Annotated in this window: 19 protein-coding genes; 7 read left to right on the top strand and 12 right to left on the bottom strand. The window is 61.8% G+C overall.

What is annotated here, in order from left to right; translation table 11 throughout:
• The first annotated feature begins 71 nt into the window (after positions 1 to 71).
• A complete protein-coding gene (locus tag BLS41_RS25025; RefSeq protein WP_074771169.1) occupies positions 72 to 1,703 on the top strand; it encodes an MFS transporter in 1,632 nt (543 codons plus the stop codon).
• Positions 1,704 to 1,859: 156 nt separating this feature from the next.
• Here BLS41_RS25025 and BLS41_RS25030 read toward each other — a convergent pair whose 3' ends face one another.
• The 6 genes from BLS41_RS25030 to BLS41_RS25055 form a co-directional block, all read right to left on the bottom strand.
• Complete coding sequence (locus tag BLS41_RS25030) at positions 1,860 to 2,132, bottom strand: hypothetical protein (protein WP_074769716.1); 273 nt, start codon at positions 2,130 to 2,132, stop codon at positions 1,860 to 1,862.
• Between the two features lie 64 nt (positions 2,133 to 2,196).
• Positions 2,197 to 2,628 (bottom strand): DoxX family protein, encoded by a 432-nt coding sequence (locus tag BLS41_RS25035; protein WP_074769718.1) that lies wholly within the window; start codon positions 2,626 to 2,628, stop codon positions 2,197 to 2,199.
• A 238-nt stretch (positions 2,629 to 2,866) separates the two neighbouring features.
• The gene (locus BLS41_RS25040; RefSeq protein ID WP_074769720.1) at positions 2,867 to 3,274 is read right to left on the bottom strand and encodes a VOC family protein; all 408 of its coding nucleotides are present in this window, start codon (positions 3,272 to 3,274) and stop codon (positions 2,867 to 2,869) included.
• 165 nt (positions 3,275 to 3,439) lie between these two features.
• Entirely contained in the window at positions 3,440 to 3,901 is a 462-nt protein-coding gene (locus BLS41_RS25045; protein ID WP_074769722.1) for an RbsD/FucU family protein, read from the bottom strand.
• 70 nt (positions 3,902 to 3,971) lie between these two features.
• Positions 3,972 to 4,505, bottom strand: a complete 534-nt coding sequence (locus tag BLS41_RS39680; protein WP_253189759.1) for a hypothetical protein — start codon at positions 4,503 to 4,505, stop codon at positions 3,972 to 3,974.
• A 34-nt stretch (positions 4,506 to 4,539) separates the two neighbouring features.
• Complete coding sequence (locus BLS41_RS25055; RefSeq protein WP_074769724.1) at positions 4,540 to 4,908, bottom strand: nuclear transport factor 2 family protein; 369 nt, start codon at positions 4,906 to 4,908, stop codon at positions 4,540 to 4,542.
• A 306-nt stretch (positions 4,909 to 5,214) separates the two neighbouring features.
• Here BLS41_RS25055 and BLS41_RS25060 point away from each other — a divergent pair, with 306 nt between their 5' ends.
• From BLS41_RS25060 to flhC, 6 genes are all read left to right on the top strand, one after another.
• Entirely contained in the window at positions 5,215 to 5,583 is a 369-nt protein-coding gene (locus BLS41_RS25060) for a type II toxin-antitoxin system RelE/ParE family toxin (RefSeq protein ID WP_074769726.1), read from the top strand.
• The gene (locus tag BLS41_RS25065) at positions 5,580 to 5,882 is read left to right on the top strand and encodes an addiction module antidote protein (protein ID WP_074769728.1); all 303 of its coding nucleotides are present in this window, start codon (positions 5,580 to 5,582) and stop codon (positions 5,880 to 5,882) included. The genes BLS41_RS25060 and BLS41_RS25065 overlap by 4 nt, the downstream gene beginning before the upstream one ends.
• Positions 5,883 to 6,015: 133 nt before the next feature.
• Positions 6,016 to 6,870 (top strand): helix-turn-helix domain-containing protein, encoded by an 855-nt coding sequence (locus tag BLS41_RS25070; protein ID WP_074769730.1) that lies wholly within the window; start codon positions 6,016 to 6,018, stop codon positions 6,868 to 6,870.
• Between the two features lie 169 nt (positions 6,871 to 7,039).
• Entirely contained in the window at positions 7,040 to 8,263 is a 1,224-nt protein-coding gene (locus BLS41_RS25075; protein ID WP_074769732.1) for a YeeE/YedE family protein, read from the top strand.
• Positions 8,264 to 8,797: 534 nt separating this feature from the next.
• Positions 8,798 to 9,118 (top strand): flagellar transcriptional regulator FlhD, encoded by a 321-nt coding sequence (gene flhD / locus BLS41_RS25080; RefSeq protein ID WP_020068239.1) that lies wholly within the window; start codon positions 8,798 to 8,800, stop codon positions 9,116 to 9,118.
• A gap of 14 nt (positions 9,119 to 9,132) precedes the next feature.
• The gene (gene flhC, locus BLS41_RS25085) at positions 9,133 to 9,723 is read left to right on the top strand and encodes a flagellar transcriptional regulator FlhC (RefSeq protein ID WP_074769734.1); all 591 of its coding nucleotides are present in this window, start codon (positions 9,133 to 9,135) and stop codon (positions 9,721 to 9,723) included.
• Between the two features lie 129 nt (positions 9,724 to 9,852).
• Here the strand turns inward: flhC and BLS41_RS25090 are convergent, their stop codons facing one another.
• The 6 genes from BLS41_RS25090 to BLS41_RS25115 all read right to left on the bottom strand — a co-directional run bounded on the left by BLS41_RS25090 (position 9,853) and on the right by BLS41_RS25115 (position 17,186).
• Positions 9,853 to 11,181 carry an Nramp family divalent metal transporter gene (locus BLS41_RS25090; protein ID WP_074771170.1) on the bottom strand — a complete coding sequence of 443 codons (1,329 nt, stop codon included), beginning with the start codon at positions 11,179 to 11,181 and terminating at the stop codon, positions 9,853 to 9,855.
• A gap of 59 nt (positions 11,182 to 11,240) precedes the next feature.
• The gene (locus BLS41_RS25095) at positions 11,241 to 12,443 is read right to left on the bottom strand and encodes an acyl-CoA dehydrogenase family protein (RefSeq protein WP_074771171.1); all 1,203 of its coding nucleotides are present in this window, start codon (positions 12,441 to 12,443) and stop codon (positions 11,241 to 11,243) included.
• A 75-nt stretch (positions 12,444 to 12,518) separates the two neighbouring features.
• Positions 12,519 to 13,175: a methionine ABC transporter permease gene (locus tag BLS41_RS25100; protein WP_074769736.1), complete on the bottom strand. Its 657-nt coding sequence runs from the start codon at positions 13,173 to 13,175 to the stop codon at positions 12,519 to 12,521.
• Positions 13,168 to 14,328: a methionine ABC transporter ATP-binding protein gene (locus BLS41_RS25105; protein ID WP_074769738.1), complete on the bottom strand. Its 1,161-nt coding sequence runs from the start codon at positions 14,326 to 14,328 to the stop codon at positions 13,168 to 13,170. The genes BLS41_RS25100 and BLS41_RS25105 overlap by 8 nt, the downstream gene beginning before the upstream one ends.
• Before the next feature lie 56 nt (positions 14,329 to 14,384).
• The gene (locus tag BLS41_RS25110) at positions 14,385 to 15,224 is read right to left on the bottom strand and encodes a MetQ/NlpA family ABC transporter substrate-binding protein (RefSeq protein WP_074769741.1); all 840 of its coding nucleotides are present in this window, start codon (positions 15,222 to 15,224) and stop codon (positions 14,385 to 14,387) included.
• A gap of 366 nt (positions 15,225 to 15,590) precedes the next feature.
• Positions 15,591 to 17,186: an efflux transporter outer membrane subunit gene (locus BLS41_RS25115; RefSeq protein ID WP_074769743.1), complete on the bottom strand. Its 1,596-nt coding sequence runs from the start codon at positions 17,184 to 17,186 to the stop codon at positions 15,591 to 15,593.
• Positions 17,187 to 17,195: the final 9 nt, after the last annotated feature.

The raw sequence follows: 17,195 nt of genomic DNA on the forward strand, positions 1-17,195 counted from the left end.
GTTAATCGCGACATCCACGCTTCACGCCAGCCCGAAACATCGTGCGCTGCATCGGACCTACGATGTATCGCATGAACTCGACAAATCCCCCTGCCTCGCCCGCCCTCGGCCTCGTTCTCGCGACCGTCAGCGTCGGCTTCGTCGTCACGCAACTCGACGTGACCATCGTCAATATCGCGCTGCCCGGAATCGGCGCGAATCTGCACGCCGACGTCGCGGGCCTGCAATGGGTCGTCGATGCGTACACGCTGGCGTTCGCGGTGCTGATGCTGTCGGCGGGCGCACTCGGCGACCGGTTCGGCGCGCGGCGCATGTATGCGGCGGGCATCGCGCTGTTTGCGCTGGCGTCGGCGGCCTGCGGGCTCGCGCTCGATGCGCCGATGCTGATCGCCGCGCGCGCACTGCAAGGCGTCGGCGCAGCCGCGATGCTGCCGAACTCGCTCGCACTGCTCAATCGTGCCTATGGACACGATCCCAGGCTGCGGGCGCGGGCGGTCGGCTTGTGGACCGCTGCGGGCGCGATTTCGATTGCGGCTGGGCCGGTGGCGGGCGGCTTGCTGATCGCGGCGTTTGGCTGGCGCAGCATCTTCCTCGTCAATCTGCCGATTTGCGCGGCGGGGCTGGTGGCGACGTGGCTCTGGGTGCCACGAGACGAGGGGACCGGGAATGTACAAGCTGGCGATGGGAAAGCTGGAATGGCGGAAGCGGGAGCCGACGATAGGGCTGGAGCTGGAACCGCAGTCGGAACCCTCTCAGCCATCGGCTCGTCGCAAGCCGCAACTGGAATCGCCAGGAAGGCTGCAATCACCAAACATACGGCGCCGCCCACAACAGCCGGCGCGAAATCGCGCGGCATCGACCTCGGCGGCCAGTGTCTCGCGATCGTCGCCCTAACCGCTTTCGTCGCCGCCGTGATCGAGTGGCGGCCGTTGGGACTGGCCCACCCGTTCGTGGCGGGCGGCTTCGTACTCGCGCTACTCGCCGCGAGCGCCTTCATTGTCGTCGAATCGCGCATCGCGTCGCCGATGCTGCCGCTTTCTCTATTCAGAAAACGCACTTTCAGCGCAGCGGTGCTGTTCGGCATCTGCGTGAATCTGACCTACTACGGAATGGTGTTCGTGCTGAGCCTGTACTTGCAGCGTGTGCGCGGCTACACCCCGTTGCAGGCGGGTCTCGCGTTCCTGCCGCTGACGGGCGGTTTCCTCGTTTCGAACGTCGCGAGCGGCTGGGCGGTCGGCCGGTTCGGCGTGCGGGTGCCGATGATCGTGGGGGCGGTCATCGCCGCGTTCGGTTACGGTCTGCTGCATCGGGTGGATGCCGCCACGCCGCTGATCGGACTGCTGCTGCCGTTCCTGCTGATTCCATCCGGCATGGGCCTGGCTGTTCCGGCGATGACCACCGCCGTGCTGGCATCGACCGAGGCGAAGCGCGCAGGCACGGCGTCTGCGGTATTGAACACAGCGCGGCAAGCGGGCGGCGCTGTCGGTGTGGCCGCATTCGGTGCGCTGGCGGGCGGCTCGGCGGCCGAACAGATAGTGTCGGGCATGCAGACCGCGACGGCTATTTCAGCGGGACTTCTGCTGCTGGGGGTGGGATTGGGCTGCCTGGTGCGTCCTCAACCGCATGCGTCGGCGGAGAGTTCGAAGGCGGATTCGCGGACGACCGCTGTCGAGGCCGACAGGACGAGAATGGAATCGCGCTAGAAGCGATGGATTGCGGGACCCACACGCCAATCCCAACGCCGCGCCCACCCGCGCAAAAAAACAAACCCCCGCGATGCTTTCGCAAAGCGGGGGTTTTCTCAGACGACGCAGCAGCCGCTTACCCGCGACTGCGCGACTGGACGCTTCGAACGCAAATTAAAGCGTCGCTTCCTGAATCGTGCCGGTATCGATCGCGCGCTCGATCAACCCGTCGTTCTGCGCTTTCGCGATGCCATCGGCGATCAGCTTCTCGGGCTCCTCGATCTCGGCTTTCAGCGCGCCAAGAAAACCCGACGCATCGAGAATCACCAGCGTCTTCGCCGAATCGGCCAGACTGATGATCACGCGATGCGGCGTCGGCCCCTCGCCAAGGCTCGCACACAACTGGGTCACCTTGCCGCCAATGGTTTGCTCGAAACTTTGAATCATTATTTGCTCCCTTGGTTACAGCCAGAATCAAAAGCAGTGGGTATCGACGACCGCACGCTCAGCATCAAAGACCGAGGCCGCTACGTGGCGCACGTGCACCGTCGACACTAAGACGGCCCGCGCCCGTCACGAACAGCAGCAGGAAACCGCCTGCAATACCGATGTTCTTCCAGAAATGAATCACCATGTCGCGCTGCAAGGCGGCATCGACGACATTCCAGAAATCGTGGCCGAGCACGGCTGTCGCCACCGTGTAGACGGCCATCAGCAGCGCGAGCGGCCGCACCTTGAAGCCGACGATCAGCAGCAATCCGCCGAGCACTTCGACCGCGGTGGCGATCGGCGCGGCGATCTGCACGAACGGCACGCCCTTCGAATGCAGGTAGCCGACAAAGCCCGCATAACCCAGCAGTTTCATCACGCCGCTCCACAAAAACAGCACGGCCAGAGCAATACGTGCGATGAAAATGATGCCGGAATCGACGGGACGCGTCATGGAGGGGCTCCTGTAAATGAATAAGCAGCAGACCCGCCGAAAGGGCCGCAGTTCCCCGCTTTGCACCTGAGAATATGTGGAATGGCGGCCTTTTCCAAGTTCGATGGACCCACCCGGGCAAGCAACCGGAGTGCCTGGAAAGGAAAAGTGCGCAGGAAATTCGCGAAGACCGGCTTTTTTTGACTGCGATATCTGCTGCGAATGCAGACTCAGCGCTTGCGAGAGCGGTATGCGGCAGTTAAGCCTGAGGATACGTCGCGACCTCGATCAGATTGCCGTCCGGGTCGCGGCAATACACCGAAGTCATTTTGCCGCGCGCGCCGTCGCGCTCGACCGGACCGGCTTCGATTTCGACGCCCTCGGCGAGCCAGTGCGCCTTGACGTCGGCGGGACTCGCGCTGGTGACGAAGCATAGATCGGCACTGCCGGGCACCGGCTCGCGGCCCGTGAACCACGCGACGGTATCCGCTGTGACCGGACGTAGATTGATCTTCTGGTGGCCATACGTCATCGCCACACGCATGCCGGTGCGCGACGCAAATTCGGTGCGTTGCATGCCGAGCATGCGGCTATACCAGGCAGCGCTCGCCTCGACATCAGCGACATTCAGAACAAGATGATCGAGAGTGTCTATCGAAAAGCTCATGATGTTGTCACCGTGAAGAGAAACGCCAGCGGGCAGGAAATCCGCATGCCTCGTCTTCGCAATCGACGAAGCACTGTGCGAATTTCATGCCGCTGCTGTCGCCGCTCATGTCGACATGCCGACCGGAACCGAGCTGCGTTTGGAGCAGCGGCAAACCACGCTCGCTTAACGCGGCGCGTCCGGAGCCAGCAAAACGCCCTTGGTGAACACGAAGCAACCATAGCCCCGCTCCTCACCGGTCGCGATCACGCAATACGCTTTGCGCGCGCGTTCATAAAACGCAAACCGTTCAATCGATGCAAACGGCACCTCACGCCCTTCCGCCGCGTTGACCTCGATCTGCGCTTCACGCTGCACCGCAGGAATGGTGTGCGGCTCGCCGACCACTTCCATCCGCGACGCGGGCTGCTCGATGAAGGTGTCCAGCGGCAGCACCGACAACACCGCGCGAATCGCACGCGGCGCACTTACGCCGTCGAGGTGAAGCAGTTTGCCGAGCACCGTCCCATTGGCCACCGATGTGCCCGGGAAATTCGCATCGCAAATGACGAGTTCGTCGCCGTGGCCCATCGAGCGAAGTGCATGCAATATGTCGGCGTTCAGCAGCGGGTCCAGATTCTTCAGCACGGTGTCTCCTTCCTGTCCGGTTGATCCGGTTGATCGGTGGCCCGGTCTCAGATGCATCGCGCCCTGCGGTTTATCGCGAGGTCGCGGATGTGAGATTCGGGTAACGCAATACGATTGTCTGCGCGAGTTGCATCGCTACGCCGCTCGCATTCAGGTTCGAACGGGAGCCGGCCTCCGGTTTCACGACATCTGATTCCGACCAGGCCGGGCCGCTCGAATCGCATTGCTTCAACCGATTGTAGCAAGCATCGTTGCGGGCTTCCGTGCGTGCGTCCCGTACCGGCGCTGTCGGCCGGAACACCCCACGGCACGATCCGTCGACGCCGTTCGCACCCGGCCCACTGTGCCGCGCGCCCGACACCGCCGCGCAAGCCGCGGCCCCGCATCGCCACCGCAACCATCCGACCAGCGCCAGGACCACGAGTCCCGCGCCGCCAAGCACCGGCTCGCGCCAGCCCAGCAGCGCGGTGAACATGAACGCCCGCGCACCCGCCAGCAACGCGAAGCCCGCTATCGCGCTGGACAGCGCATCGACGGCCTCCGACCCCAGCCGCGCGAACGTGGCAAGCATTCGGCGGGACGTAACGGCAACGGGGTCATCCATGATCGTCTCCATGAAGTTGAGAACAGGTCGAAGCTCAGGCTCCGTCTGGCACCTGGTCCAGAAAACCGGTGACGGCCTGAAGACGGCCGTGCGCATCGACCACACCGAAATCGGAACCCTTGACGATCGCGTCGCCAGCGGGCGTGGTCAGCTCCCACGAAAAGCGCAACCGGTTCGCGAAGCCGTCGACCTGCGTCGTGCGGCGAAACAGGTGCTGCGGAAAGCGCTCGTGCACCGCGCGGATCATCGCGTCGATGCCTTCGTGCCCGGCGCCCGCGAGCAGCGGATCGCGATAGTCGGCATCGGCAGTCCAGGTGGCCGCGATCAACTCGCGACGGCGCGCGTGATCGGTCTCGTTCCATGCATCGAAATAACGGTCGATCAGATCGGTATGCGTGTTCATCTTCGGACTCCTTGATTGGCATGACTGAGCACTCCGCTCGACGGACACGTTGTCCGCGGCGGGCCCGGAGTCAAGATTCGTGGATTGGAAGCGCTGCGTCGATTACTTCACAGGTAAGCATTCGCACGCGCTACCGCGAATCTTCATGCGAACACGACTCCCGTTTTTCAGCGGGATAGGCCATCTGGCCGAGTCGTCAGATGCGATGCCGGCCGCTAACCTCATGCGGGAAATGGGGAGCCGCGCAGAGCCTGCGCGCGGCAGGTCACGCAATCAACGGGGGCATCGCAAAGCTGCTTTAAAAATATGATTTCTACACTTGCAAACAAGTATCCACAAGGATACACTCATCAACAGATCGAGACACCGGCGTTCACAGTCAACCGTACCGAGGTGTTCGACAACTGGCTTGCGCAGCTTGCCGATTTGCGGGCAAGGGCGAAAATTCTCGTGCGAATCCGGCGCGCCGAACGAGGCCATTTCGGCGACACCAAGCTGCTGGAAGACGGCGTGTCCGAGATGCGTATCGACTGTGGTCCGGGTTATCGGGTTTATTTCGCACGCGAAGGTCGCATGGTGTATCTGCTGCTGTGCGGTGGCAATAAAGCCACCCAGCCGGCCGACATCAGGCATGCCAAAACAATGTGGGCAGAAATCAGAAAGGAACTGTCATGAGCAAGATCAAAACCGCACGGTTCGACGCGTCGCACTACCTCGATAGCGAGGAGATGATCGCTGAATATCTCAATGCAGCACTCGAAGAAGGCGACGCCGACCTTCTTCTCGCCGCCATCGCCGATATCGCCAAAGCGCGCGGTATTGCAAAGGTCGCCGCAGACGCAGGACTCGGGCGCGAAAGTCTCTATAAAACGCTGGCGCCCGGCTCGAAGCCGCGTATGGACACGGTGTTCAAACTGCTGCGCGCGCTCGGCGTCAAGCTCAATGCGGTGCCTGAAGGCGTGGCGGCTGCCTGATTCGTGTTTTTTATCGGCTCGACCAACTGGTACGTGAGCGTGGTTGTGCTGCTGGGTATTCGTAGCTGGAGGATGAGCGTTTCTTTACCTGCAAGGTAATGGATTACTGACGTGCTTTAACTATCATCGGTGCATGAACACACTTTCTCTCGCGCAAGCCGCTCCTTCCCCTGCGTTCGCCACCAGCCGCACGGTGGGCGACCTGCTGCGCGAATGGCGGCAACGACGTCGCATGAGCCAGTTGCTGCTTGCCACTGAGGCTGACATTTCGACCCGGCATCTGAGCTTCGTCGAATCGGGGCGCGCGTTGCCAAGCCGGGAAATGGTCATGCATCTTGCTGAACGACTCGACGTGCCGTTACGCGCGCGCAATGCGCTGCTGGTCGCGGCAGGATACGCACCACTGTTTCGTGAACGGCCTCTGTCCGATCCGCAATTGGCCGCCGCCCGGGAGGCGGTCGAACTGGTGCTCACCGGACACGAACCCTACCCGGCGCTCGCGATCGACCGGCATTGGAATATCGTCGCGACCAACAACGCGCTGGCGCCTTTGCTGTCAGGCGCGAGTCCCGAACTGCTGAAGCCCCCTGTCAATGCACTGCGGCTGAGCTTGCATCCAGACGGAATCGCGGCATCGATCATTAACTGGCATGCGTGGCGGGAGCATGTGCTGGCGCGGCTGCAACGGCAAATCGATGTGAGCGGCGACGACGCGTTAAGCACACTGCGCGACGAGTTGGCTGCCTATCCTGCACCGGCTGGCGCCGAACCGGCCGAGCACGGCGACACCGCCGTCGCGCAGATCGCCGTCCCGCTGCGGTTGCGTACGCCGATCGGCGAGCTGTCGTTTTTCAGCACGACAACCGTGTTCGGCACCCCGGTGGACGTCACGCTATCGGAACTCGCCATCGAAGCATTTTTTCCCGCCGATCAGCACACAGCAGCAGCATTGCGCAAGGCTGCGGAGGGCCGGGACGCAAGAACCTGACGCTGGCTTCCGAAACCGGTGCCTGACACTGGCACCCGTAGCGCGGCCACGCCTCTGCCATCCATGTGCTATCTTTTTTTCGATTGCCTTTCCCTCCTGCCAACCCCAAACTCGCCCCCCGGCCGCTCTGTGGCCGCCTCTCGATTACCCGCTTGTCAGTCAACTAATCATGTCAGACCTCTCCACTTCGCTTCCGCGCGTACCACGCCGCTTCGATATCAATCCGAAGCCGCTGGGCGCCGCGCTCATCCTTATCGCGCTCGGCGCCATTTATCTCGCGCAGACCGTAAGCGGCCGCCAGGCGGCGCTCTACGTGGTCGGCGCGCTGCTGGGCATGTCGCTGTATCACGCGGCGTTCGGCTTCACGTCAGCCTGGCGGGTTTTCATCGCCGATGGCCGGGGCGCCGGTCTGCGAGCGCAAATGCTGATGCTCGGGCTCGGCGTGCTGCTGTTTTTCCCAGCGCTCGCGGCCGGTACGCTGTTCGGTCAGCCGGTTGTCGGGCTGGTCGCGCCGGCCGGCACATCCGTGCTCGTGGGCGCGTTCATGTTCGGCATCGGCATGCAGCTGGGCGGCGGCTGCGCGTCGGGCACGCTATATACAGTGGGCGGCGGCAGCACCCGCATGATCGTCACGCTTGCTGCGTTTATCGTCGGCTCGGTCGTCGCGACCGCGCATATGCCGTTCTGGACCGCATTGCCCTCGCTCAAACCGCTTTCCATGGTGACTACGCTGGGCGCAGGCTGGGCCATCGTGCTGAATCTGATCGTGTTTGCCGCCATCGCGGCGCTTACCGTCGTGATCGAACGTCGCCGGCACGGCCAGCTGGTCAATGAGCCGCTGCGCCAGCCGCACGCGTCGCCCTGGCTGCATGGGCCGTGGCCGCTGTTCGTCGGCGCGGTCGCGCTGGTTCTGCTCAACTTCGCCACGCTGGCGTTGTCGGGTCGTCCGTGGGGTGTGACGTCGGCGTTCGCGCTGTGGGGCGCCAAGATTTTCGCCGCGCTGGGTATCGACGTGGCCAACTGGCCGTACTGGGCATCGCACGCGAATGCGGGCTCCCTCGCCGCCCCTGTTACACATGACGTCACCTCGGTGATGGATATCGGCATCGTCCTCGGTGCAATGACGGCGGCGGCGCTCGCCGGCCGTTACGCGCCGGTCTGGAAAGTACCCGCCAAATCGTTGATCGCGGCAGTTGTCGGCGGCCTGATGCTCGGCTACGGAGCCCGCCTGGCCTACGGTTGTAACATCGGCGCGTACTTTAGCGGGATCGTGTCAGGCAGCCTGCACGGCTGGTTATGGCTTGTTGCCGCATTCGCCGGCAATGTGCTCGGCACGCGTCTACGGCCGGCATTTGGCCTCGAAGTGGAACGCATCCGTCAGACCGGCTGCTAATCCTTACCAAAGAAGTTACAAAGACGGCCCTGTTTGTAACCGGGGCCGCACCACCCTGTTACACCTCTGATGTGCCCCCAAAACGGCCCTAAATTACGGTATTTATTACGGTATATTTGCAGCGCCGTTTCCCGCCTTTATAAACGCCGTGGCATTTAACCGCATGTCGCGCGCCGCAATTCTTTGATTAGACAATTAAGCCAAACGCCCGTATGACAAGGGTTTTCATGGATCTTTCCAAATTCTCGCAGTGCAAAAAATTCTCTTTGCATCATCTATTACAAGCGCGTGAAAGAGTTACCGACAATTGATGTATCTTTTTGAGATATTTTTTTGAGAAGGGATTGATTTCCTGTTTTACCCTTCATACAATTCGTCCCAAGCTGTTACGAAATGTAACGCCTTGTATCAAAAGCAAAGTAAGTTGTATCAGGTAGTGACATGTAGCCGGAGGACATCGTTTCCGGCGAGGCACAAAAGAGATAACGGCAAAAAAAGCCGACTTGGTAATTCGGGGCTTCGGAAACACAGAAAATGGACCGTAGCAGCGAGACGCTGGATTCAATCCGCGAGATTAACTTGTCTTACATCATGCTTGCGCAACGTATGTTGCGTGAGGACAAACCGATCGGGATGTTCCGTCTGGGTTTGTCGTCGGAACTGGCTGACTTGCTTGCCGGGCTGTCGCTCGCGCAAATCGTCAAGCTGGCCTCTTCCGATCAGCTTTTGTGCTTCTTCCGCTTCAACGACCACTCGATGTTGTCGGCGTTGACGCAAACGACGAAGCACACCGCAGTTGCCCCCACTCACGCGGCCATCCTGCTTGCAGGCCAGCCCGCTGAGCAGTTTGCTTAATCGAGGTGACTGCGATGCTTAAACGTAGTCTGACGGAAGACGCACAGGATGTATTCCGTGCGATCGCGCTGATCGAACTCGGCGCGCGCATGCAGGTGCTGGAGAGCGAACTGACGCTCTCACGCGACCGCATGATTCGCCTGTACCGCGAGGTCAAGGGCGTATCGCCGCCCAAGGGCATGCTGCCGTTCTCGGCGGACTGGTATATGACGTGGCTGGCGAACATCCACGCGTCGTTGTTCTACAACACGTACCTGTTCCTGAAGAACGAAGCGCGCTGCTCGCATCTGGATGCGTTGACCAAAGGGTATCGGCTGTATCTGGAACATTGCCAGCACAGCGAAAGCGAGCCGGTGCTCGATCTGACGCGTGCATGGACGCTGGTGCGTTTCTTCGACGCCGACATTCTGCAGTTGACCAAGTGCTGCCGTTGCACGGGCAAGTTCGTCGCGCACAAGCACGATTTGCAGCACAACGTCGTATGTGGCGCATGCCAGCCGCCGTCGCGTGCAGGCAAGACCAAGAAAGCAGCGGCCGCTCGCCAGGAAGCAGCACTCCAGGCAGCGCAGGTTGCCGAGGTTGCACAGGTCGCTCAAGCCGCCTGATTGAATTGATGTCATTCGCCGACGGCTGGTCCGCCCGAGGCGAAGCAGAAACCGAAGCCTTATGAAAATCCGCGCACTGCGCGGATTTTTTTTGCCCTCAACCGCTCGCTCAAAAAATCCGCAGCTGGCTCAGCCCGCCAGGCCCACCGTCTGCACTACCAGCCAAAGATTCGCCGCACTGATCGCGCCAAACAACGACCACGCGAGCAACCGCGTCGGCAGTTTATTCGCGAATTCGCCCATCAACGAGCGGTCGCTGGTCATGCGGATCAGCGGATAAAGCGCGAACGGCAGTTGCAGGCTCAGCACGACCTGGCTCGCGACCAGCAACCGGCCGACCGCGCCGTTGCCCATCATCTGCACGCCGATCAACGCGGGAATCAAGGCCAGTGCCCGCGTGATGAAACGCCGCTGCCAGCACGGAATTTTCATCTTCAGGAAGCCTTCCATGATCACCTGCCCCGCCACCGTGCCGGTGAACGTCGAGCTTTGTCCCGACGCCAGCAACGTGATCGCGAACAGCACCGCCGCGAAACCCGTGCCGACGATCGGCGCGAGCAGCTTGTACGCGTCCTCGATCTGCGTGACTTCCGTGTGGCCTGTTGCGTGAAATGCCGCGGCGGCGAGAATCAGGATCGCCATGTTGATCAGCAGCGCGAGCACCAGCGACGCGATGGTGTCGATTCGCGACATGCTGATCGCCGAGCGGATACCGGCCGGATCGCGTTTGACCGCGCGCGTCTGCACAATCGACGAATGCAGATACAGGTTATGCGGCATCACCGTTGCGCCGAGAATGCCGATTGCGAGGTACATCGGCTCGCGCGAATTCAGCGCCTGCCACGACGGAATCAGCCCTTGCGCGACCGACGGCCAGTGCGGCTTCACCAACGCCAGTTCGATGATGTACCCGATGCCGATCGTCGCGATCAGACCGAGCATGATCGCTTCGAGATCGCGGAAATTCTTGCCCTTCAGACCGAGCACGATCAGCGTGTCGAATGCGGTGAGCAGCACGCCGGTGGTCAGCGAGCAATTGAACAGAAGATGGAAGGCCAGTGCACCGCCGAGCACTTCGGCCAGGTCGCACGCGACGATGGAGAGTTCCGCGAGAAACCACTGAAAACGCGCGACGCCCGGCGAATAGCGTGAGCTGGACAATTGCGCGAGGTCGCGTCCGGTGGCGATACCGAGACGCATGCTCAGACATTGCAGCGCCATCGCCGCGAGGCTCGACAGCAACACGACGAACAACAGGCTGTAGCCATAACGCGAACCGGCTTCGATCGCGGTGGCCCAGTTGCCCGGGTCCATGTAACCGATCGATACCAGCAAACCGGGGCCTGCGAATTGCAGGATCTTCTTCCAGAACGGCGCGCCTTGCGAGACGGCGACCGAGCCTTGCACCTCGGAAGGGCAAAACGGCGCCGTGGCGGTAATTGGTAATTTGAACGGCAATCCGTAGGTCTCTTGAAGGGGATAAAACGCGGTGCATACGCATGCCACCGCGAGCCGCCTCAAGTGTACAAAGAAACTTCCGGCAATGTCCCGCTCAGTGCGTAGCGGCCGACGTCGCGCACGCGGTAATCGAGCGGGTCGTGCAGCGTGTGCACGCGCGCGTTGCGCCAGAAACGATCGAGTGCGAGCGGCGCATGCGTGGCGCGCGCACCACACGCGTCGAACAGTTTTTCGCTGATGTCGAGCGCCGCGCGGTGCGCAACGATTTTCGCTTCCGAGGTGGCGAGCGCGACATGAGCGCGTGCTTCGGCGGAAAGCGACGGGCCTTGCTGCCACGCGTCGTCGAGTATTTGCGCCGCGCGCGTGGCGAGCGCCTCGGCGGCTACCGCCTGCAGACGCATTTCACCGAAACGCTGGATCAGGTACGGATCGTCGGTGGCTTTGTCGACACCGGAGTTGATCCACGGCCGGCCGTATTGCGTGACATACGCTCGTGCTTCTTCAAGCGCGCCCTGCGCAATGCCCACAAACAGGTTGGTCAACACCTGCTGCGAAATCAGCGTGCGCAAACTCGCGTACGGCGTGTCGGCCTTATGCAGCACTTCGTGCGGCTCGACCCTGACCCGCGCGAACGACACACTGCCGCTGTCGGTTTGCCGCTGGCCGATCGGGTTCCAGTCTTCGTGAACGGTGATGCCTTCGCGCGTGGTCGGCACCGCGCCGAAAATCGATTTACCGGTGACGGGGTCGTGCGCGGAGATCGTCATCATCTGCGAGCCGCGCGTGCCTGAACAGAAACCCTTCTGACCGTCGAGCAGGTAGCCGCCGTCAGCGGTGGCTGTTGCAACGAGCCGCGTATCGAGCGGATTCACTGCATTGCCCCACCACCAGCGCTGTTCCACCGTGTCGCCGAGATAGCGCGCGCGTTGCTCCGGGTTGCCCCACACGTTGACGCTCACTACCTGCAGGCAGCTGAATCCCAGCAAATGTGCGAGCGCGCTGTCGACTTGCGCGATCTTCCGAATCGTCTCGTAGATGTCCGGCCAGCGCGCGCCCGCGCCACCGAATTCGCGCGGTACCGCGAGCGTGAGCAATCCCGCATCGGCGATCCACTGCTTTTCCTGCGCGGCGTGACCGCCTTCACGATCGCGTTGCGCCGCGCTCGCGCGCAACGCGTTCAGCAAGCCGGTGAGATCGCGCACCTGAGATGCGCCGGATGCCTCGCGCGTCGACGACGCGTCGGCATGACGGGGTTCGTTCATGCAAATGTCCAGATAGAGAATTGGGTTGAACGGCAGCGCGCCCGCCACTTTCGCCGACGCGAAACATCGCGATTATTATGCGCGCTGCGCGAGCCGCCTCACGAAGCGATCGCCGACGAACTGCACGGCTGTCACGATGACGATCAGCAATGCGATCACGGTGACCATCACGGTCGTATCGAAACGTTGATAGCCGTAGCGGATCGCCAGATCGCCGAGGCCGCCCGCCCCGACCGCGCCCGCCATCGCCGACGAGCCGATCATCGCGACCACGGTGATCGTGAAACCGCCGAGAATGCCGGGCAGTGCTTCGGGCAACAGCACATGCCAGATGATGTGCCGTCGTTGCGCACCCATCGCCTGCGCAGCTTCGATCAAACCCCGGTCCACTTCGCGCAGACTCACTTCGGCGATGCGCGCAAAAAACGGAATTGCCGCGATGCTGAGCGGCACGATGGCCGCCCATACGCCGATGGTGGTGCCGATCAGAAATCGCGTGAGCGGCAACAGCGCGACCAGCAGAATGATGAACGGCGTGGAGCGAAATGCGTTGACGAGTGCACCGAGCACGCTATTCACCGACCGCTTTTCAGCGATGCCGCCGCGTGTCGTCGTCACCAGCACCAAAGCGAGCGGAATGCCCACCAGTGCCGCGATAAAAGCGGATACGCCGACCATCACGATGGTGTCGCGAATCGCGTCGGCAAGTTCGGAGAGCCAGAGATCAGACATAGCCGAGCACCTCGACATGGTTCGCGAAACGGCGCGCGTTGTCGAGCAACGCCGCGACCTGCTGCTGCGCGCTTTCTTTCACGTTGGCCCGCAATTGCGCCGACACGACCAGCCGCCCTTGCGCGTGTCCCTGAATCCGGTCGATGCCGCCATGAACGAAACTCACACGCCCACCATCGATACTCAACGCCGACGTGAGTCCGCCGAGATCCGGCTCTTGCGTGTCTGCGCCGGTGAAGCGCACGTCCAGCAGAATCTGCGCGTCTGCGGCTGCCACGTCACTGAATGGCTTGATGCGCGCGGCCAGATCCGCGGGCAGATCGTGCACCAGTGTGCGCAGCAAGGCATGCGTCGCCGCGTGTTGCGGATTGCCGAAAACGCGCCACACCGGCCCATTTTCTACAACTTCACCGCGCTCTATCACTGCGACCGTATCGCACACTTCGCGAATCACTTCCATCTCGTGAGTGATCAATACGATGGTCAGATCGAGCCGCCGATTGATGTCGCGCAGCAACGCTAGAATGGCCTGTGTCGTTTCGGGATCGAGTGCGGAGGTGGCCTCGTCGCACAGAAGTATGTCCGGGTCGGTCACCAAAGCGCGCGCAATGCCCACGCGCTGCTTCTGTCCACCGGACAAACTCGCGGGATAAGCGTCACGTTTCGCCGATAAGCCGACCAGTTCGAGTAACGCATCGACCTTCTTGTCGATTTCGACTTTCGGTACGCCTGCGATCTTCAGCGGCAAAGCAATGTTCTCGCGCACCGTCTTCGCCGAGAGCAGGTTGAAGTGCTGAAACACCATGCCAATGCGCCTGCGCAGCGTGACGAGTCCGCGTTCATCGAGTTCGCCAACGCTCACGCCGTTCACACGCACCGCGCCTGAACTCGGCTTTTCCAGACCGTTGACCAACCTCAGCAAGGTCGATTTCCCAGCACCGCTACGGCCGATAATGCCGAACACTTCGCCGCGCGTCACTGTCAGTGTGACATTGGCGAGAGCGGTATTCGCCACGCCGCGAGCATCGCCGAATACCTTGCCGACGTCGTCGAATATCACGGCGGCTTGTATCGTCGCATCGGCGGAACCATCGCTCAGCGCGAACGACGGCGCGTCTTCAATGAACTGCGGCGGTTCGAAAAAGTTGGCCATGACTGCGTTCCTTTCGTTTCAGACTCCGACTTGCTACTGCGACGCAAGACGCCGCGTTACCACGCAACGGCGTAGAGATTGCCGAAGGCTTTGTCGAGCGCGGCGCGCACCGCCGGTGAATGCTGATAAATCGAAATGAACTTGCGGATACGCGGATCGTTCGCGCTTTCCGGGCGCACGACCCATTGAATCGCGTAATTCTTGTTCTCCAGACCGTCGAACAGCAACGCGCTATTCGGGTCTGCGGTGCCTGCAAGTTTGATGAAGCTCGGATAGCCTTGCGCGAGATCGACATCGTCGAGCGAGCGGGCCAGTTGCGACGCTTCAAGCTGAACGATCTTCAGATGCTTCGGGTTGTCGATAATGTCGAGCGTCGTCGCGCGATAGTCGATGCCCGGCTTCAACTTGATCAGCCCCGCGCGCTGAAGCAACAGCAAACCACGGCCACCGTTGACCGGATCGTTCGCAATTGCCACGGTCGCGCCGTCTTTCAATTCGTCGAAACGTTTGATCTTTTTCGAGTACAAGCCGATCTTCATGATCGTGCCAGGCGCAATGGCGATGAAGTAATAGCCGCCTTGCTTCTTCGCGTTCTCGAGAAACGGAATGTGCTGGAAGTAATTGACGTCGATATCTTTATTCGCGAGCGCCGCGTTCGGCGTGTTCCAGTCAGTGAACTCGATGATCTTCACATCGAGTCCCTGCTCTTTCGCCTCGCGCGCAGCGACTTTCAATGCCTCGATTTGCGGACTGGTCGACGTGCCGATTTTCAGCGTGGGTGCGTCGGCGGCGTTCGCCTGCGTGGCGGGCAATTCCATCGACAGAACGAATGCACCGATCAATGCGAGCGTGGGCGTGTAGAAGAATTTCCGCATGGTAGATAGAGAAATGCGCATGATGGACTCGCAGAGTTGCTACGTGTTGTGTCGGGACGAGCCGGTCCACCTGCGTGCACTGAGTTTCGATCAGGCATGCCGGTCGGCATCGGAAAAACGGAAATCTGCAATGAGTGGCTGAACCACAGCGTGGCAGCGACAAAAGCGCTCAACGCACGGATCGATCAGCGGGGACAGCGGAAGGTCGGACAGGTCATCGCCTCTCTCCAGATGAGGTGCGAATCATCATAGAGGGCGAGAAACGGGCGGTCTACGAACGGATTTTCCGAAGGAAAGCGGTAAAAACGATTTGGACAAAAAACGCCGGGCGGTGCGATTGCACTGCCCGGCGTTCGATACTCTTCGATGCGTGCGTCACTCAGCAGGCTACTGCTTCGCCACCTGCTGCGCCGATGCCAAAGCCGGCGTAGAGCCAGAAGCCGGCGACACCGCTCCGACCGCCGTATCGGGCGTCTGCACGTTGCCCCAACCGCCACCCAATGCACGGATCAGATTCACCGTCGCCACCGCCTGCGTGCCCTGCAAATGGCTCGCCTGCAATTGCGAAATCAGCACCTGCCGCTCGCCGTCGATCACATCCAGATAGCTGACCGCGCCCTCGGTGTACTGCGTGCGCGACAGATGCGCCGCCCGTTGCGACGCGTCGACGGCCGTGTTCTGCTCGCGCATCTGATCGTCGAGCAGACGCAGATCGGCCAGGTTGTCCTCGACTTCGCGGAACGCGACGAGTATCTGCTGACGATACTGCGCGACATCCTCGTCGTACTTCGAGCGAGCCTGCGCGAGGTTCGCCTTGCGACGGCCGCCGTCGAACAATGGCAGCGTCAACGCGGTGCCCGCGAACGGCCCGAGAATAAACGCGCGGCTCGACCACATGAACAGATCGCCAAGTGTCGCCGATTCAAAACCCGCCGCGCCGGTGATATCCAGCTTCGGGAAGAACGCCGATTTCGCGAGACCCACACGCGCATTCGCCGCCTGCATCGCGCGCTCTGCCGCCGAGATATCCGGGCGACGTTCGAGCAATGCGGAAGGCAACCCGGCAGGCACGCGCACCGTCACCGGTGTGAGCGGTGCTTCGGCAAACGAGAAGTCCGCGGGCGGCTTGCCGAGCAGAATCGCGAGACTGTGCTCGGACGCCGCGCGCTGGCGCGCAACACCCACAGCATCGGCACGCGCACTCGCGAGCTCGTTGCGAGCCCGCGCCAGATCCAGTTCGCTGATATCACCTTCCTTGAATCGACGCTCGACGAGCTTCAGCGTGTCTTCGCGCAATGCAACGGTACGGCGGTACAGATCCTGATCGGTATCCAGTTCGCGCAACTGGAAGTAGTTCTGCGCGACGTCGGCCTGCAGCGACAGTTGCACCGACCGGAACAGCGCTTCACTTTGCCCTTCATCCGCGCGCGATGCGCTCACGTTCGAACTCACGCGCCCGAACAGATCCGCTTCATACGAAGCACCGACCTGCGCGCGCCAGATCGTGCCGGTCGTACCGCCCGCGCTGTCCGGCTGGAATTGCGACGCCGCCGACGCCCGCTCGCGCGTCGGACCAAAGCCCGCGTCGAGTTTCGGGAACCAGTCCGACTTCGCCGCTTGCGTCACCGCACGTGCCTGCTGCACACGTGCTGCCGCTGCCTTCAGATCCTGGTTCGCGGCGGCGGCCTGCTCTTCCAGTGCGTTCAGTTGCGAGTCGCCGAAAATCGTCCACCATTCGCCGCGATGCGCGTCGTCGGCGGGCTGCGCCGGCTTCCACGTGCCGTTGTCCTGCGCGGATGGCGCGGACGCCACAGCAGTAGCCGATGCAGCCGGTGCTTCCTTGAACGCGACCGGCGTATCCACGTCCGGGCGCTTGTATGTCGGCTCGACCGAGCACGCAGCGAGCAGCGCGACCAGTAATGCGCTGGTAGCCGCGCGGCCCCATCCGCTCAACGGTGCAATGCTAGTTTCAAAGCGTTCCATTATTGTTTT

Source organism: Paraburkholderia fungorum (genome assembly GCF_900099835.1).
GTDB classification, from domain to species: domain Bacteria; phylum Pseudomonadota; class Gammaproteobacteria; order Burkholderiales; family Burkholderiaceae; genus Paraburkholderia; species Paraburkholderia fungorum_A.

Bases quoted from the DNA above. Each gene is read 5' to 3' on its own strand.
- BLS41_RS25025 (WP_074771169.1), top strand. From the start codon at position 72: ATGAACTCGACAAATCCCCCTGCCTCGCCCGCCCTCGGCCTCGTTCTC.
- BLS41_RS25030 (WP_074769716.1), bottom strand. From the start codon at position 2,132: ATGATTCAAAGTTTCGAGCAAACCATTGGCGGCAAGGTGACCCAGTTG.
- BLS41_RS25035 (WP_074769718.1), bottom strand. From the start codon at position 2,628: ATGACGCGTCCCGTCGATTCCGGCATCATTTTCATCGCACGTATTGCT.
- BLS41_RS25040 (WP_074769720.1), bottom strand. From the start codon at position 3,274: ATGAGCTTTTCGATAGACACTCTCGATCATCTTGTTCTGAATGTCGCT.
- BLS41_RS39680 (WP_253189759.1), bottom strand. From the start codon at position 4,505: ATGGATGACCCCGTTGCCGTTACGTCCCGCCGAATGCTTGCCACGTTC.
- BLS41_RS25055 (WP_074769724.1), bottom strand. From the start codon at position 4,908: ATGAACACGCATACCGATCTGATCGACCGTTATTTCGATGCATGGAAC.
- BLS41_RS25060 (WP_074769726.1), top strand. From the start codon at position 5,215: ATGATTTCTACACTTGCAAACAAGTATCCACAAGGATACACTCATCAA.
- BLS41_RS25065 (WP_074769728.1), top strand. From the start codon at position 5,580: ATGAGCAAGATCAAAACCGCACGGTTCGACGCGTCGCACTACCTCGAT.
- BLS41_RS25070 (WP_074769730.1), top strand. From the start codon at position 6,016: ATGAACACACTTTCTCTCGCGCAAGCCGCTCCTTCCCCTGCGTTCGCC.
- BLS41_RS25075 (WP_074769732.1), top strand. From the start codon at position 7,040: ATGTCAGACCTCTCCACTTCGCTTCCGCGCGTACCACGCCGCTTCGAT.
- flhD (WP_020068239.1), top strand. From the start codon at position 8,798: ATGGACCGTAGCAGCGAGACGCTGGATTCAATCCGCGAGATTAACTTG.
- flhC (WP_074769734.1), top strand. From the start codon at position 9,133: ATGCTTAAACGTAGTCTGACGGAAGACGCACAGGATGTATTCCGTGCG.
- BLS41_RS25095 (WP_074771171.1), bottom strand. From the start codon at position 12,443: ATGAACGAACCCCGTCATGCCGACGCGTCGTCGACGCGCGAGGCATCC.
- BLS41_RS25100 (WP_074769736.1), bottom strand. From the start codon at position 13,175: ATGTCTGATCTCTGGCTCTCCGAACTTGCCGACGCGATTCGCGACACC.
- BLS41_RS25105 (WP_074769738.1), bottom strand. From the start codon at position 14,328: ATGGCCAACTTTTTCGAACCGCCGCAGTTCATTGAAGACGCGCCGTCG.
- BLS41_RS25110 (WP_074769741.1), bottom strand. From the start codon at position 15,224: ATGCGCATTTCTCTATCTACCATGCGGAAATTCTTCTACACGCCCACG.
- BLS41_RS25115 (WP_074769743.1), bottom strand. From the start codon at position 17,186: ATGGAACGCTTTGAAACTAGCATTGCACCGTTGAGCGGATGGGGCCGC.